This window comes from Parabacteroides sp. D25 (assembly GCF_000307475.1).
In the GTDB taxonomy this organism is placed as follows: domain Bacteria; phylum Bacteroidota; class Bacteroidia; order Bacteroidales; family Tannerellaceae; genus Parabacteroides; species Parabacteroides distasonis.
This window is the reverse complement of sequence record NZ_JH976503.1, coordinates 120,259-133,725: the sequence shown is the minus strand read 5'-3', so window position 1 is coordinate 133,725 and position 13,467 is coordinate 120,259. Positions and strand designations below refer to the sequence as shown.

The 13,467-nt window shown below is 44.3% G+C and carries 11 protein-coding genes; 3 read left to right on the top strand and 8 right to left on the bottom strand.

Translation table 11 applies throughout. The annotated features are described in order from the left end of the window. Nucleotides 1–11: 11 nt before the first annotated feature. On the bottom strand, nucleotides 12–1,367 hold the full coding sequence (locus HMPREF0999_RS11125) for a dipeptidase (RefSeq protein WP_009275940.1): 1,356 nt from the start codon (nucleotides 1,365–1,367) through the stop codon (nucleotides 12–14). Between the two features lie 142 nt (nucleotides 1,368–1,509). Next, nucleotides 1,510–2,655: an acyltransferase gene (locus HMPREF0999_RS11120; protein ID WP_008779880.1), complete on the bottom strand. Its 1,146-nt coding sequence runs from the start codon at nucleotides 2,653–2,655 to the stop codon at nucleotides 1,510–1,512. Between the two features lie 96 nt (nucleotides 2,656–2,751). Here HMPREF0999_RS11120 and HMPREF0999_RS11115 point away from each other — a divergent pair, with 96 nt between their 5' ends. Further along, the gene (locus HMPREF0999_RS11115; protein WP_008779879.1) at nucleotides 2,752–3,483 is read left to right on the top strand and encodes an SDR family NAD(P)-dependent oxidoreductase; all 732 of its coding nucleotides are present in this window, start codon (nucleotides 2,752–2,754) and stop codon (nucleotides 3,481–3,483) included. 34 nt (nucleotides 3,484–3,517) lie between these two features. On the opposite strand, the gene HMPREF0999_RS11110 is transcribed toward HMPREF0999_RS11115, so the two are convergent. Then, on the bottom strand, nucleotides 3,518–3,850 hold the full coding sequence (locus HMPREF0999_RS11110) for a DUF3795 domain-containing protein (RefSeq protein ID WP_008779878.1): 333 nt from the start codon (nucleotides 3,848–3,850) through the stop codon (nucleotides 3,518–3,520). A 114-nt stretch (nucleotides 3,851–3,964) separates the two neighbouring features. On the opposite strand from HMPREF0999_RS11110, the gene HMPREF0999_RS11105 reads away from it, so the two are divergent. Then, on the top strand, nucleotides 3,965–5,623 hold the full coding sequence (locus tag HMPREF0999_RS11105) for an amino acid permease (protein WP_008779877.1): 1,659 nt from the start codon (nucleotides 3,965–3,967) through the stop codon (nucleotides 5,621–5,623). Between the two features lie 147 nt (nucleotides 5,624–5,770). Here the strand turns inward: HMPREF0999_RS11105 and HMPREF0999_RS11100 are convergent, their stop codons facing one another. Then, entirely contained in the window at nucleotides 5,771–6,151 is a 381-nt protein-coding gene (locus HMPREF0999_RS11100) for a GtrA family protein (protein ID WP_005856979.1), read from the bottom strand. 101 nt (nucleotides 6,152–6,252) lie between these two features. Between HMPREF0999_RS11100 and HMPREF0999_RS11095 the strand changes: the two genes are divergently transcribed. Beyond that, the gene (locus tag HMPREF0999_RS11095; protein WP_008779876.1) at nucleotides 6,253–6,528 is read left to right on the top strand and encodes a putative quinol monooxygenase; all 276 of its coding nucleotides are present in this window, start codon (nucleotides 6,253–6,255) and stop codon (nucleotides 6,526–6,528) included. Nucleotides 6,529–6,640: 112 nt separating this feature from the next. Here HMPREF0999_RS11095 and HMPREF0999_RS11090 read toward each other — a convergent pair whose 3' ends face one another. The 4 genes from HMPREF0999_RS11090 to HMPREF0999_RS11075 form a co-directional block, all read right to left on the bottom strand. Further along, a complete protein-coding gene (locus HMPREF0999_RS11090) occupies nucleotides 6,641–7,984 on the bottom strand; it encodes a citrate/2-methylcitrate synthase (protein ID WP_029257178.1) in 1,344 nt (447 codons plus the stop codon). A 5-nt stretch (nucleotides 7,985–7,989) separates the two neighbouring features. Further along, entirely contained in the window at nucleotides 7,990–9,267 is a 1,278-nt protein-coding gene (gene icd / locus HMPREF0999_RS11085) for an NADP-dependent isocitrate dehydrogenase (RefSeq protein ID WP_005856984.1), read from the bottom strand. A 24-nt stretch (nucleotides 9,268–9,291) separates the two neighbouring features. After that, on the bottom strand, nucleotides 9,292–11,541 hold the full coding sequence (locus HMPREF0999_RS11080; protein WP_009275938.1) for an aconitate hydratase: 2,250 nt from the start codon (nucleotides 11,539–11,541) through the stop codon (nucleotides 9,292–9,294). A gap of 270 nt (nucleotides 11,542–11,811) precedes the next feature. Further along, a complete protein-coding gene (locus tag HMPREF0999_RS11075) occupies nucleotides 11,812–13,461 on the bottom strand; it encodes a bifunctional aspartate transaminase/aspartate 4-decarboxylase (RefSeq protein ID WP_009275937.1) in 1,650 nt (549 codons plus the stop codon). Between the last annotated feature and the right edge of the window lie 6 nt (nucleotides 13,462–13,467).

The following is a 13,467-nucleotide window of genomic DNA, read 5'->3' as shown; positions in this document are numbered from 1 at the left end:
CTTCTTCCTTCTTATTTATATAAACGGTAGAATTCCGCTACCGACTCGATTCCCTTGAAGAAGATATCCAACTCCTGACTCTCGTTGGGCGAATGGATCGCGTTTTGCTCCAAGCCGAATCCCATCAGTACGGTCTTGATACCTAATATCTGCTCAAATGTAGAGATAATAGGAATGCTACCTCCGCGACGAACCGCCAACGGCTTCTTCCCAAATGCGATGCCAACAGCCTTTTCTGCCGCTTGATAAGCCGGCGAGTCGATCGGACAAACATATCCTTGCCCGCCATGGCTGGGCGTAACTTTCACTTTCACATAAGGTGGAGTCACACGAGTTATATACTCCTCAAACATTTGGGAGATCTTGGCATGATCTTGGTGTGGAACCAAACGAGTGGAAACCTTGGCATAAGCCTTTGAAGGCAATACCGTTTTGCTTCCTTCCCCCGTATATCCGCCCCAAATACCACAGATATCGAAAGAAGGCCGACAACTATTACGTTCTAGCGTAGAATAGCCTTTCTCTCCGAAAAGAGAGTCTACCCCGATCGCTTTCTTATATTTTTCCTCGTCGAATGGGATTTGGGCGATCATCTCCCGTTCCGCGGAAGATACATCCTCCACGTCGTCATAAAAACCCGGGATCGTGATGCGTCCATCCACGTCGGTGATATCTGCCATCAATTTGCAAAGTACATTGATCGGATTCGCTACGGCTCCGCCAAAATGACCGGAATGCAAATCGCGGTTCGGTCCGGTTACTTCTATTTCCCAGTAAGCCAAACCACGTAAGCCTGTCGTGAGCGACGGTGTTTCAGCGCTGACCATGCTTGTATCGGAAACGAGGATTACATCCGCTTTCAATAATTCTTTATGTTCCCGGCAAAAATCTTCCAAGCTAGGAGAACCTATCTCCTCCTCTCCTTCGAAAATAAACTTCACGTTACACTGTAACAAACCTTCTTTAATCGCTGTCTCAAAACCTTTTACTTGAATCATGCCCTGTCCCTTATCATCATCTGCTCCACGGGCCCAAATGCGTCCGTCCCGGATCACCGGCTCGAAAGGTTCACTCTTCCACAGTTCTAGTGGTTCGGCAGGCATTACATCGTAATGAGCGTAAACCAATACGGTCGGAGCATTGGGAGATACCATTTTCTCGGCGTATACGACAGGATTGCCTTTCGTAGGCATTACCTCGGCCTTATCTGCACCGGAAGACAGCAGCACCTCTGTCCAACGTTGGGCACATGTCAACATGTCCGGCTTATTCTCATGCTTGGCGCTGATTGACGGAATGCGGATTAAAGAGAACAATTCTTCAAGAAAACGATCCTTATTGGATTCGATATAAGATTTTACTGACATAGCGTTTTATTTTATGTTTATAAATTGTAGCAAATATAACGAAACAGATGGGGATTGCAAGAAGTTTTATGGTATTTTAGCCGTGTTACTGCAATAGGCGTGCAGTAACACGGCAAGGCGGATTGCAGTATACGAGAGAGTTTCATCCCATGATCCATTTAGCTCGTTCACCTAATATACGGTACATGAACCAAGTAAACGCCCATGAGATTATGAAAATCAAAAGTGCCATTATGGGTACTTGCAAAGGTATCGGTAAATCAAACTTCCCGATCAAGATAAAGATCGGACCTACGACAAAGTAATGTACGATATAGATTCCGAAACCATATTTGGATATTTTCGATAGTTTTTTAGCTATGAGAGTATTATGAATACGTACCTTTTGAAGAAGAATAAATACAGCCGCCGTCATTAAGACTACATTCGGACTACAGAAGGTGAAAAATAACTCCATATCCAATTCTGTTGCCTTGGGATTCGCTGCGGCCGAACTGAATCCACTATAGGTTATGGCATAACCAACCACAAACATGGCTGCGCAAATAGCGAAGGTTTTCCAAATATTCCAATTATTACCTTGTTTTAAGTAATGTCCTAATAGGAGATATCCGTTGAATCCTGCGAAATAATAAAACATGCCGAATTGATTCCACGTCGCTTCCCCGTATAAATATTTGCTGATATAGGCAGACATATAAGGCAAGAAAAGAGATACGAACCATATCCCTAAATAGACCCTCTCTTTGGAACGATCCGCCTTCTCGATCCATGCGGAGAAGAATGGCATATACAGATACAATCCGATGAGTAAATAAATGTACCACATATGGTTTTCCTTAAAACTGAAATTGAACGGGATCATGGCGATGTCTTTCAATGCGTCGGATAAGGATTGTGACTCATTTCCTTGCACATAGCAGAAAAACTCACCGATTATCTCTTTCGGCAAACCTAATAGCCCTGTAACCCAAGGGAATATATTGTATAATACAGACCATATCAAAAAAGGAAATAATACCCTATATATTCTCTTTTTATAGAAAACACCTAAAGATTGTTCCCGTATAGGCAATAGTAAAAGTCCCGTCATCATAACGAAAAGAGGAACAGAGGGCCGTAAAAGAGAGCCGTAAACAGCGGCCCAATGTTTATATTCCGGTAAACTTCCGAGTGTAGGTGAGATATAAAAAGGATCTATACAATGTACTCCGATAACCATCAGCATAGCTACGGTTCGTATTACATCGAGCCACACGATATGTGACTGTGTTGTTGCGTTGTTCATGGATTTATGTGTTAAATTTAAAAGATGGGTGACAAAGATAGAGCTTAGTATGAGAATTTTGTTTATCTTTATTGTTAATTTATTGTATCAAGTATTATGGTCAAACGAATTATCATTATTGGCGCTACCTCCGGTATCGGCTATGAGGTTGCTAAGATTTATTGGAAACGAGGATATCAACTGGGATTGGCTGGCCGTCGGGTTGATCGGTTGGAGGAGTTTCGTAAGCAAGATCCGGAGCATATCCGGATAAAGCAGTTGGACGTGACCGCCGAGGATGCCGCTGATCGTTTAGACGAATTAATCCGTGATTTAGGAGGAATGGACATCTTCCTGCTTAGTTCAGGGATCGGCAACCAGAATAAATACTTAGATACTTCCATTGAACAAGCTACGATACAGACGAATGTGACGGGTTTTACACGTATGGTACTAGCTGCTTATCGTTATTTTTCCAGTCAAGGTGGTGGGCATATATCTGTAATCAGCTCTATTGCCGGAACCAAAGGATTAGGTGTCGCTCCCTCCTACTCGGCTACCAAACGATACCAAAATATTTATATAGACGCTTTAGCCCAACTTTCCCGTATGGAGAAACAGCCTATTACATTTACGGATATCCGTCCGGGATTTGTCCGTACGGATTTATTGAAAGACGGCAGGAATTATCCTATGCTGATGTCTCCCCAATACGCCGCCTTGCGTATCGCTAACGCTATAGACCGGAAAAAGAGAAGGGCGATCATCGATTGGAGATACGCTATCCTTGTCTTTTTCTGGAGACTGATCCCTGAATGGCTTTGGGAATGGCTGCCAATACGGAATTAGGATCGGGTATGTTAGAGATTTATCTTTTTTGCTTCTACATTAGATTTTCTCTTGCGCCGGGAGCATGCTGAAGGACTGCGCCGACTATCTGGCAACTATCTAATTCATCACAATCGCCACATGTATTAAAGCCTTTTCCGGATACACATTTGCGTATTTCACAATAATCACTGCAATACGCAAATTTCACTCCGTCCGCACGACACCCCATACAGTTTATAGTTGCGGCTGTAATTTCGGGCGCATTGTTCATGGCGCTCCACTTTTGGGCGGTTTTTTCTCTTAGCTCATCATCATTCTTAACTGTGGCTATGCGGGCATCGCAACTTTCGCAATCTAATCCGCAACAGGCTATCAATTGTTTCATTATTTAGTTGTCAGTTTATTTTCTTGTTTGTTTCTGTCCTTGCTTTTACTTTTCGGCAAACATAATAAAAATTCCTACCTTTGCGCCCAATTACTAATTTTTTAATCTATACAGATGGGTTTATTTATTAAGAAGCCTTTAGCGGATTTGATGACCGAGGCAAATGATTCGGGCAGTAAATCGCTGAAGCGTATCCTTGGCCCGTGGAGTTTGATCGCCTTAGGTGTCGGTGTTATTATCGGTGCCGGATTGTTCTCCATTACGGGTGCGGTGGCCGCCGGGTATACGGGGCCTGCCATTACTTTATCTTTCGCTATCGCCGCCTTGGGCTGTTGTTTCGCCGGGTTATGTTACGCCGAGTTCGCATCCATGATCCCGGTGGCAGGTAGCGCATATACCTACTCGTATGCCACGATGGGTGAGTTGGTCGCTTGGATTATCGGTTGGGATTTGGTGCTCGAGTACTGCGTGGCCGCTACGACCGTTAGCATAAGTTGGAGTCGGTATTTGGTCGTTTTTCTGGAAGGATTCGGAGTACATTTACCGCAAGCCTTGACAGCTTGCCCTTGGGATGGCGGTATCGTGAATATCCCGGCTTTCGTGATCGTGGTGTTAATGAGTATCTTGTTGATACGAGGAACGGAAGGCAGTTCTATCTTCAATGGGATCATCGTATTCTTGAAAGTCTCCGTAGTCTTGGTGTTCGTAGTCTTGGGATGGAAATATATCCGTATGGAGAATTATACGCCTTATATCCCCACTAATACAGGGACTCTAGGCGAGTTCGGATTTTCCGGTATCCTACGAGGGGCGGCTATCGTATTCTTTGCTTTCCTCGGTTTCGACGCTGTAAGTACGGCAGCGCAGGAAACCAAGAACCCGAAACGGGATATGCCGATCGGGATCTTGATGTCATTGGTGGTTTGTACTATATTATATATGCTGTTTGCCCACGTGATGACCGGAGTCGTACATTACTCCGCTTTTGCTGGCCAGAATGGAATCGCTCCTGTGGCAATAGCTATCGATCATATGGGACAAATGGATGCTTCTGGTGTGATTCGTCCGGATTACCCTTGGATGAATCGGGCGATCGTAATAGCTATTTTACTGGGGTATTGCTCGGTTATCATGGTAACGTTATTAGGACAGAGCCGTGTATTCTTGAGTATGAGCCGGGATGGGCTGCTCCCTCCCCTATTTTCCCATATCCATGAGAAATTCCGCACGCCGGCACGAAGTAATTTCCTGTTTATGTTATTGGTCGGTACATTGGCTGCTTTCGTTCCGGCGAGCGTAGCGGGCGAGATGTGTAGTATCGGGACTTTGTTCGCTTTTACGCTAGTTTGCGCCGGGGTATTGATTGTCCGTAAGACAATGCCGGACGCTCCCCGGTCTTTCAAGACCCCGTTGGTTCCGTTCGTGCCTATCGCCGGTATCATAACTTGTCTGGTGATGATGCTTTTTCTCCCGGCTGATACATGGATTCGTTTGGTATTATGGATGTTAATCGGTCTGGATATATATGTCTGCTATGGAATCAAACATAGCAAACTGGAACATATGCAGAAACATCGCTCGGGACAGACCACATTGGATATGATCGGTATTACCCTATCCGTGCTTTGCGTGATTACGGGGCTTTGGCACCAGCAAACCGTGGGATGGGGCGAGAGCAAAGTCTTATTGATTATCTCATTCGTATTCGCTTTTACGCATCTAGCTTTCTATCTTTACAGACTCGGGAAGCAGTTTACGAGCCTTACCCGTTAGCGATTCAGCACGATTATGTCTCGATGGCTCACGCAACTAGTCCCGATGGTCAACGCCATTAGTGGTGAAGGCTTATGCGAGTAGTCGCGTTGACCTTCACCACTAATGGCGTACTATACCACTTCCTTTGATACGATTTATCGGATTCTAGCTCTTAAAAGTAAGCCTCTTATTCATCATAAAATTAACGGCTCCGTAAACGAAAAGTCCAAGGAACTGACCCAAATATTCATTTAGATCGATCACCTCCACCATTAAAAGCAGGAATATGAATTGAGTAGCGTAAGCGCAACCAAAAGCGATTAGGAATAAAGGAATCTCCTTCCAGAAATTACCTTTCCCGGAAGAAAATACCCAGTATTTACTCCAAAAGAAGTTATTCACCAAGGCAGCCACATATCCAGCCATGTTCGACCACAAGTAATTACAATCCAGAATATCCATTAATATCCAGATTACCAATGCGGTGATCAAAGCGTTAGAAGAACCTACAATGGCGAAACGAAGAATACGAACAGATTCCTTCATGCTGTTAATTATACGTTTCGAATGACAAATATACGGGTTTATTTCTATATTTGTGCTGTACTTTTGATCAAGTATGTAACATTCTTAAAACAATTATGAGTATGATTAGACTAAATGTATTTATTCAAGTAAGTGAGGAGAATCGTCCCGCCGCATTGGAGACTGCGAAAGAATTGGTTGAAAAGTCTTTGAAAGACAATGGCTGTATTGCTTATGATATTTTCGAGAGCGCTACCCGTAGTGATGTATTGATGATTTGTGAGACGTGGAAAGACGCTGAATCCTTATCAGGTCACGAAAAAGCGGAGCATTTCGTAACGTTGGTTCCTAAATTGCAAGGATTAGGTGCGATGAAACTTGAGAAATTTACATTTTAAGGGTTTTATGTAGGATCTTATTATAAGCCTGAGCATGCTAAAAAATCATAGTTATGAATCCTTCAACTTATAACTATGAATGAAAGAAAACATAACTATGATTTTTTTAGTGTTATCGTTCGTTGATTGAGATATATTCCCTATCGTCCAAAACGTTCTTGTAAGCCGGACGGATGATGCGTTTTCCGTCAAAGTTCAACTCCTCGATACGGTGAGCGGTCCAACCCACGATTCGGGCCATGGCGAATAAAGGCGTATAGATTTCCTGTGGCAAACCGATCATCTCATAAACGAATCCGGAATAGAAGTCCACGTTCGAGGAAACCCTTTTCTTAGTTCCTTTATGCTTGGCGAAACATTCGATCGCTCTTTCCTCTAATAACTCAAGGAAGGCGAATTCCTCAGAGCGACCTTTCTCTTTTGCCAGATCACGAGCTAGTTCCTTTAATACAACCGCACGGGGATCGGAAATCGTATAGACCGCATGGCCGATACCATAAATCAAGCCTGTCTTGTTATAAGCCTCTTTGTTAAGCATCCGCATGAAATAAGTATCGATCTCGTCCACGTTCTTCCAATCCGCGATATTCTCTTTCAAATGATGGAACATATCTACTACCTGAATATTGGCACCTCCGTGCAACGGGCCTTTCAATGAGCCGATACCAGCTGCGATAGATGAGTACGTATCCGTTCCCGTAGAACTAGTGACGCGTACCGTGAACGTAGAGTTATTACCACCACCATGTTCTGCTTGCAATACCAAGAGCAAATCCAACGTACGTGCGTCCAGATCCGTGAAATCACGTTTCAGCATGTGAAGGAAATTTTCTGCGATCGATAAGTTCTCGTGCGGATGACGGATGTGTAAAGAACGCCCCTGTGTGCTATGACGATAAATATTGTAGGCATAAGCGATAATCGTCGGGAACTTAGAGATCAATTCAATAGATTGGCGCATTAAGTTATCTCGGGAGGTGTCGTCCGGGTTTGCGTCGAAGGTATACATCTCCAATACGCTACGAGCCAATATATTCATGATGTTCTGTCCTTCCAGATCCAGAATATTCATCTTGGTCTTTTGCTCCAAGGGCATATTATCGTTCAACAGTTCTTTAAAGGCTGATAATTCCTCTTTATCGGGGAGTTTACCAGAAAGTAATAAATAAGCCACTTCCTCAAAACCGAACCGTTTTTCCTTGATGAAATCATGCGCTAAATCCTCTACGTCGTAACCTCTATAGAATAACTTACCGGGGATCGCTTTAAGACCGCCCTCTGGCAAGCGTTCGTATCCTACTACATTACCGACTTGGGTCAATCCTACTAACACGCCGCTACCATCCTCGTTACGAAGGCCACGTTTCACATTATACATCGGGAAAAGTTCGTTGTCAATCTTGCAAGCCTCTCTGGCAGCCTCGGACAATTTGTAAATTAAATATTCTTTCTTCAACATGACTATACTAATTTAATTGTTTCGATAATAGAGATGATACGATCACCAAATTCTTTGGTGCCGAGAGATTTGCCGTTCGGCATAAAACGAGCCAAGTCATGAGTGGCCTCTCCAGCGGAGAAAGCTTGCTCCATAGCAGATGTAATCAGGTTAGCCGCATCACTCCATCCCATATATTCCAGCATCATCACGGATGATAATAATAAGGAAGAGGGGTTTACGAGATTCTTTCCCGCGATATTCGGAGCGGTTCCATGTGTTGCCTCGAAGATCGCATGACCACTGTTATAGTTGATATTAGCGCCGGGAGCAATGCCAATGCCACCTACCATCGCCGCTAATTGATCGGAGATATAATCGCCGTTCAGGTTCAAGGTAGCGATCACGGAATATTCTTCCGGAATTAATAGAGTGTTTTGCAAGAAAGCATCGGCTATGACATCCTTGATAATGATTTTACCGGCCTTTGAAGCTTCCACTAAGGCGGTATTGGCCGCTTCCTCGCCTTGCTCTTTCTTGATCTTCTCATATTGAGGCCATGTGAAAGTGAGATCCGCAAACTCCCGTTCCGCTAAAGCGTATCCCCATAGTTTGAAACCACCTTCCGTGAATTTCATGATGTTACCTTTGTGTACCAAAGTCACGCTCGGTAACTGATGCAATATCGCGTATTCGATAGCGGCACGCACCAGACGCTCCGTACCTTCCACAGAAACCGGCTTGATGCCGAAAGAGGAAGTTTCCGGGAAACGTATTTTCTTCACTCCCATTTCCTCGGTGAGGAACTTCAATAACTTTTGTGCCTCCGGAGTCCCTTGTTGCCATTCGATTCCGGCATAGATATCTTCCGTATTCTCACGGAAGATATACATATTCACTTTTTGCGGCTCCTTTACCGGAGATACGACTCCTTTAAACCAACGTACCGGACGGAGACAAACATATAAATCCAACGTCTGACGGAGGGCCACATTTAATGAACGGATACCTCCACCAATCGGAGTTGTCAACGGTCCCTTAATACCGACGATGTATTCACGGAATGCTTCCATAGTCTCATCGGGAAGCCAACTTCCGGTTTGCTTAAACGCCTTTTCACCGGCTAAGACCTCTTTCCATTCAATGGAACGGGTTCCGTTGTAAGCTTGCTTGATGGCAGCGTTTACTATCTTTTGGCTAACGGGAGTGATCTCATGCCCCACGCCATCTCCTTCAATATAAGGGATCGTCACGTGATCCGGAACGAAAATATGATTACCTTTCTTTGTTATCTTACTCATGATATCAAGATTTTTTTGTTTGTCTTAGTGAGCTGTATTTAAAGCGGAACCCGCCTTGAACCATTTAATTTGTAAATCATTATACGTATGGTTAACCGGGAATGATTCTTGCGTACCATCCGCATGAAGAAGAACGGCCGTCAACGGTTTGCCCGGCTGAAAATCTTTCAATCCGATGATCGAGATATGGTCATTCTCGAGGATCTTGCTGTAATCCTCCTTATTGGCAAAAGTCAGTGCTAACATTCCTTGTTTCTTCAAGTTTGTCTCGTGGATACGGGCGAAACTCTTGGCTAGGATCACTTTTACATTTAGGAAGCGGGGCTCCATGGCTGCATGTTCCCGGGAAGAGCCTTCACCGTAGTTTTCTTCCGCTACGACGATCGAGGAAATACTATTTGCCTTGTATTGTTTCGCTACGGCAGAAACTGCTTCATATTCATTGTTCAGTTGATTCAATACAGAGTTTGTCTTCCTGTTGAAAGCGTTTACGGCTCCCATCAACATATTATCCGATATATTTTCCAAATGCCCACGGAAACGTAACCATGGACCGGCCATCGAGATATGATCCGTCGTACATTTACCTTCAGCCTTGATAAGAAGGGGCATATCCGTGAAATCCTCTCCATTCCAAGGAGCGAAAGGCTTTAATGCTTGTAGGCGGTTGGATTCCGGATCGATGTTCACCACTACGTTCTTACCCGTAGGTGCCAGATAGCCGTTATCCTTTACCTCGAAACCTTTCGGCGGAAAATCCGAGCCTTTCGGTTCTTTCAGTTTCACAACCTTACCATCCTCTGTCTTCAAGGTATCGGTCAAAGGATTGAAACATAGATCACCTGCGATGGTCAAGGCCAGTGTCAGTTCCGGAGAAGCGACAAAAGCATGTGTATTCGGATTACCGTCCGCACGTTTAGCGAAGTTACGATTGAATGAAGTAACGATCGAATTCTTACGGGTATTATCATCCGTATGACGTTTCCATTGTCCGATACAAGGACCACAGGCATTCGCCATAATGGTTGCGCCAATCCGTTCAAAATCACCGATAATACCATCTCTTTCTGCCGTATAACGGATTTGCTCGGAACCCGGGTTGATGATCAAGGGTGCCGCTACCGGTATTTTATCCTCATAAGCTTGGCGAGCAATAGATGCCGCACGGCTTAGATCTTGATAAGAAGAGTTGGTACAGGAACCGATTAATCCGACCTCCATCTTTCGGGGATAGCCATTCGCTTTTACTTTTGCGGCAAACTCCGAGATAGGCGTAGCTGCATCCGGCGTGAACGGACCGTTGATATGCGGCTCCAATTCGGAAAGGTTAATAACGATTACACGATCGTAAAACTTATCTGGCTCGGCACGAACGTCCATATCCGCTTCCAGATATTCACCGATAGCTTCGGCCCAGCTCGCTACCTCGTCACGTCCCGTGGCACGAAGATATTGAGCCATTGTATTATCGAATGGGAATAAGGAAGTAGTCGCTCCTACCTCGGCACCCATATTACAGATCGTAGCTTTTCCGGTCGCTGAGATTGAGGCGGTGCCCGGACCGAAATATTCGATGATAGCGTTCGTTCCACCTTTTACGGTTAAGATGCCCGCTAGCTTAAGAATCACGTCCTTCGGCGAGGCCCAACCATTCAAACTACCAGTTAACTTAACACCAATTAGTTTCGGCATCTTCAGTTCCCATTCCATTCCGGTCATGACATCCACGGCATCGGCTCCTCCTACTCCGATAGCGACCATTCCAAGTCCTCCGGCATTCGGGGTATGTGAATCAGTTCCTACCATCATACCGCCGGGAAACGCATAATTTTCCAATACCACTTGATGGATAATGCCTGCTCCGGGTTTCCAAAAACCGATTCCATATTTATCGGAGACCGATTTCAAGAAATCATAGACCTCGCTATTGCTTTTGGTAGCCGTATCGATATCCGTTTTGGCTCCCATATTCGCTTGGATCAAATGGTCGCAATGCACGGTAGCCGGTACTGCGGATTTTTCTTTTCCGGCGTTCATGAATTGTAAAAGCGCCATCTGAGCGGTGGCATCTTGCATAGCCACACGGTCGGGACGGAAATTCACATAATCCTCACCTCTTTTGAAAAGGCGAGTCGAGCTTTCATCGTATAGATGCGCATATAAGATTTTCTCGGCCAAGGTCATCGGGCGACCACCGATACGTTCGCGGGCTGTGTCCACTCTTCTGGGGAAATTCGCATAGAAATTTCTAAGCATGTCAATGTCGTACACCATATTCATATTCGTTTTTTATTGTAAGCCTTTTCGCAAATATATTTATCTATAACCAGCTAAAATGTAATAAATAAGACATCTGCCAATGAGTCTTTGTTTTTATTATCAACAAATATATAATATAATGAAATACAATTTGTTCGATAATTTCTATGAGGTTATAGAGGTTATTTATAATCTCCCGGATAACTTAGAAAAACGGGCTAATCGCACGTTTATTAATAAAACGTACCATTAGCCCGTTTTGTTCAAGCCTTGGAGCTGTTTTTTCTACTTATCGAGACTTTCTTTCCATCTTTGGGCATAACTATGCAAAATAGATGCGATACCCTCTCCAATCCGGACATAATCTTCCCGTTTAAGGTTGGCTAAAGATGCGCGGATAGACCACTCGGGAGCATCAAAACCTCCTCCGTTCAGTAAAACCAAGGAAGTTTCCTGTGCCAGACGGAAAACGACATCCAGAGGTTCGTAATTCTTTTTTAGATATTCCACGAAATCATCCCCATAGAATTTCTTAGCCCAGACAAGCATATCGATCTCACTATAATATCCCGCACGCAAAGGGTCGTCTAATAAGGTGAATCCGGTGCTTTCCCACAATGTGTGTAAACGCTCGTGGATCATATCCTGCATCCTTTTCTTATAGGTATTTTCCGCATCTAATAGAGCGAAAGACGCAAACAGAGACATTTGTGTTTGTTGTGGCAAGGAAAGACCGGCCGTATGATTCAAGGCTACTTGACGGCTATCGGCTACCATACGATCAATAAAGCGGATATCCTCGGGATGTAAGGATAGACTGCTATATCGTTTTTTTAGAAGCTCCTGTTTATCTCTTGGCAATTCACGGATCATCCGGTCGTAAATATTATCTTGATGTAAAGCGATTACCGCCAATCTCCATCCGGTTGCTCCGAAATATTTGGAGAAAGAATAGACACATAACGTATTCTTTGGTAATTCGGCCATCATCGAGCGAAAATGCGGAATAAATGTCGCATACACATCATCCGTAATAATCATAAGGTTGGGATTGTCGTTCCGTACGATCTCAACGATCCTATTCATCAATGCTTTTGTCAATCCGTATGAAGGCGGGTTGCTCGGGTTTGTTATGAAAGCGGCTTTCACGCTAGGATCTTTCAGGACATCTAAATCCTTTTCTTGATATTGCCACGTGTGATAGCCGTCTTTTGTCATCTTCAAGGCTTTTATCTCTATGACATTAAAAAGATAACGAGCCTGTTCCGGAATCTCTATATAAGGAGTGAATACCGGAGCGAAGAGAATGATCTTGTCTCCCTTATTCAACAAGAAATTCTGCTGCAAGGAATCGAAGATATAACACATGGCGGCAGTTCCGCCCTCGGTAGCGAAAAGATCGAATATTCCCTCAGGGGGCTGGTTATCACATAATTCTTGGTCTAAATAATCCCGCACGAGCATTTCCGTATATTTCAAGATACGATCGGGAACCGGATATTGATCACCAATGACACCTTCCGCCCATTCATATACAAGTTCATTCTCATCTACACCTTTTTCCGTGACCAGATATTCATAGGTACCCTTCAATAAAGTAGCGCCGGGAGATTGCGCATGTTTCTTTAGAAACTGTACGAAGCGAGACGCGATCCTTTTGCGGTTGGGAACCCCTGCGGCTCCGGCCATCTCATCTGCCAATTCGGTTTCCCGCAGGCATTCCTCCAAGGCGAACTGCCCTAATAGGAAGAATGCCTCCCGTGGAACCGTACTGATCCAGTTTGGATTTCCCCTTCCTGCGTTCAGCATGATGTGCGTACTTTTACGAGCGCTCTCATCCGCTAACTCTATCAAGATGTTCTTTAGCTCGAAAGGGCTAATCTCCGACATCTTTTTCTCATATTCTCTCGTGACATGTATTTTCTTCTTGTCCATACATTA

Bases quoted from the DNA above. Each gene is read 5' to 3' on its own strand.
- HMPREF0999_RS11125 (WP_009275940.1), bottom strand. From the start codon at position 1,367: ATGTCAGTAAAATCTTATATCGAATCCAATAAGGATCGTTTTCTTGAA.
- HMPREF0999_RS11120 (WP_008779880.1), bottom strand. From the start codon at position 2,655: ATGAACAACGCAACAACACAGTCACATATCGTGTGGCTCGATGTAATA.
- HMPREF0999_RS11115 (WP_008779879.1), top strand. From the start codon at position 2,752: ATGGTCAAACGAATTATCATTATTGGCGCTACCTCCGGTATCGGCTAT.
- HMPREF0999_RS11110 (WP_008779878.1), bottom strand. From the start codon at position 3,850: ATGAAACAATTGATAGCCTGTTGCGGATTAGATTGCGAAAGTTGCGAT.
- HMPREF0999_RS11105 (WP_008779877.1), top strand. From the start codon at position 3,965: ATGGGTTTATTTATTAAGAAGCCTTTAGCGGATTTGATGACCGAGGCA.
- HMPREF0999_RS11100 (WP_005856979.1), bottom strand. From the start codon at position 6,151: ATGAAGGAATCTGTTCGTATTCTTCGTTTCGCCATTGTAGGTTCTTCT.
- HMPREF0999_RS11095 (WP_008779876.1), top strand. From the start codon at position 6,253: ATGATTAGACTAAATGTATTTATTCAAGTAAGTGAGGAGAATCGTCCC.
- icd (WP_005856984.1), bottom strand. From the start codon at position 9,267: ATGAGTAAGATAACAAAGAAAGGTAATCATATTTTCGTTCCGGATCAC.
- HMPREF0999_RS11080 (WP_009275938.1), bottom strand. From the start codon at position 11,541: ATGGTGTACGACATTGACATGCTTAGAAATTTCTATGCGAATTTCCCC.
- HMPREF0999_RS11075 (WP_009275937.1), bottom strand. From the start codon at position 13,461: ATGGACAAGAAGAAAATACATGTCACGAGAGAATATGAGAAAAAGATG.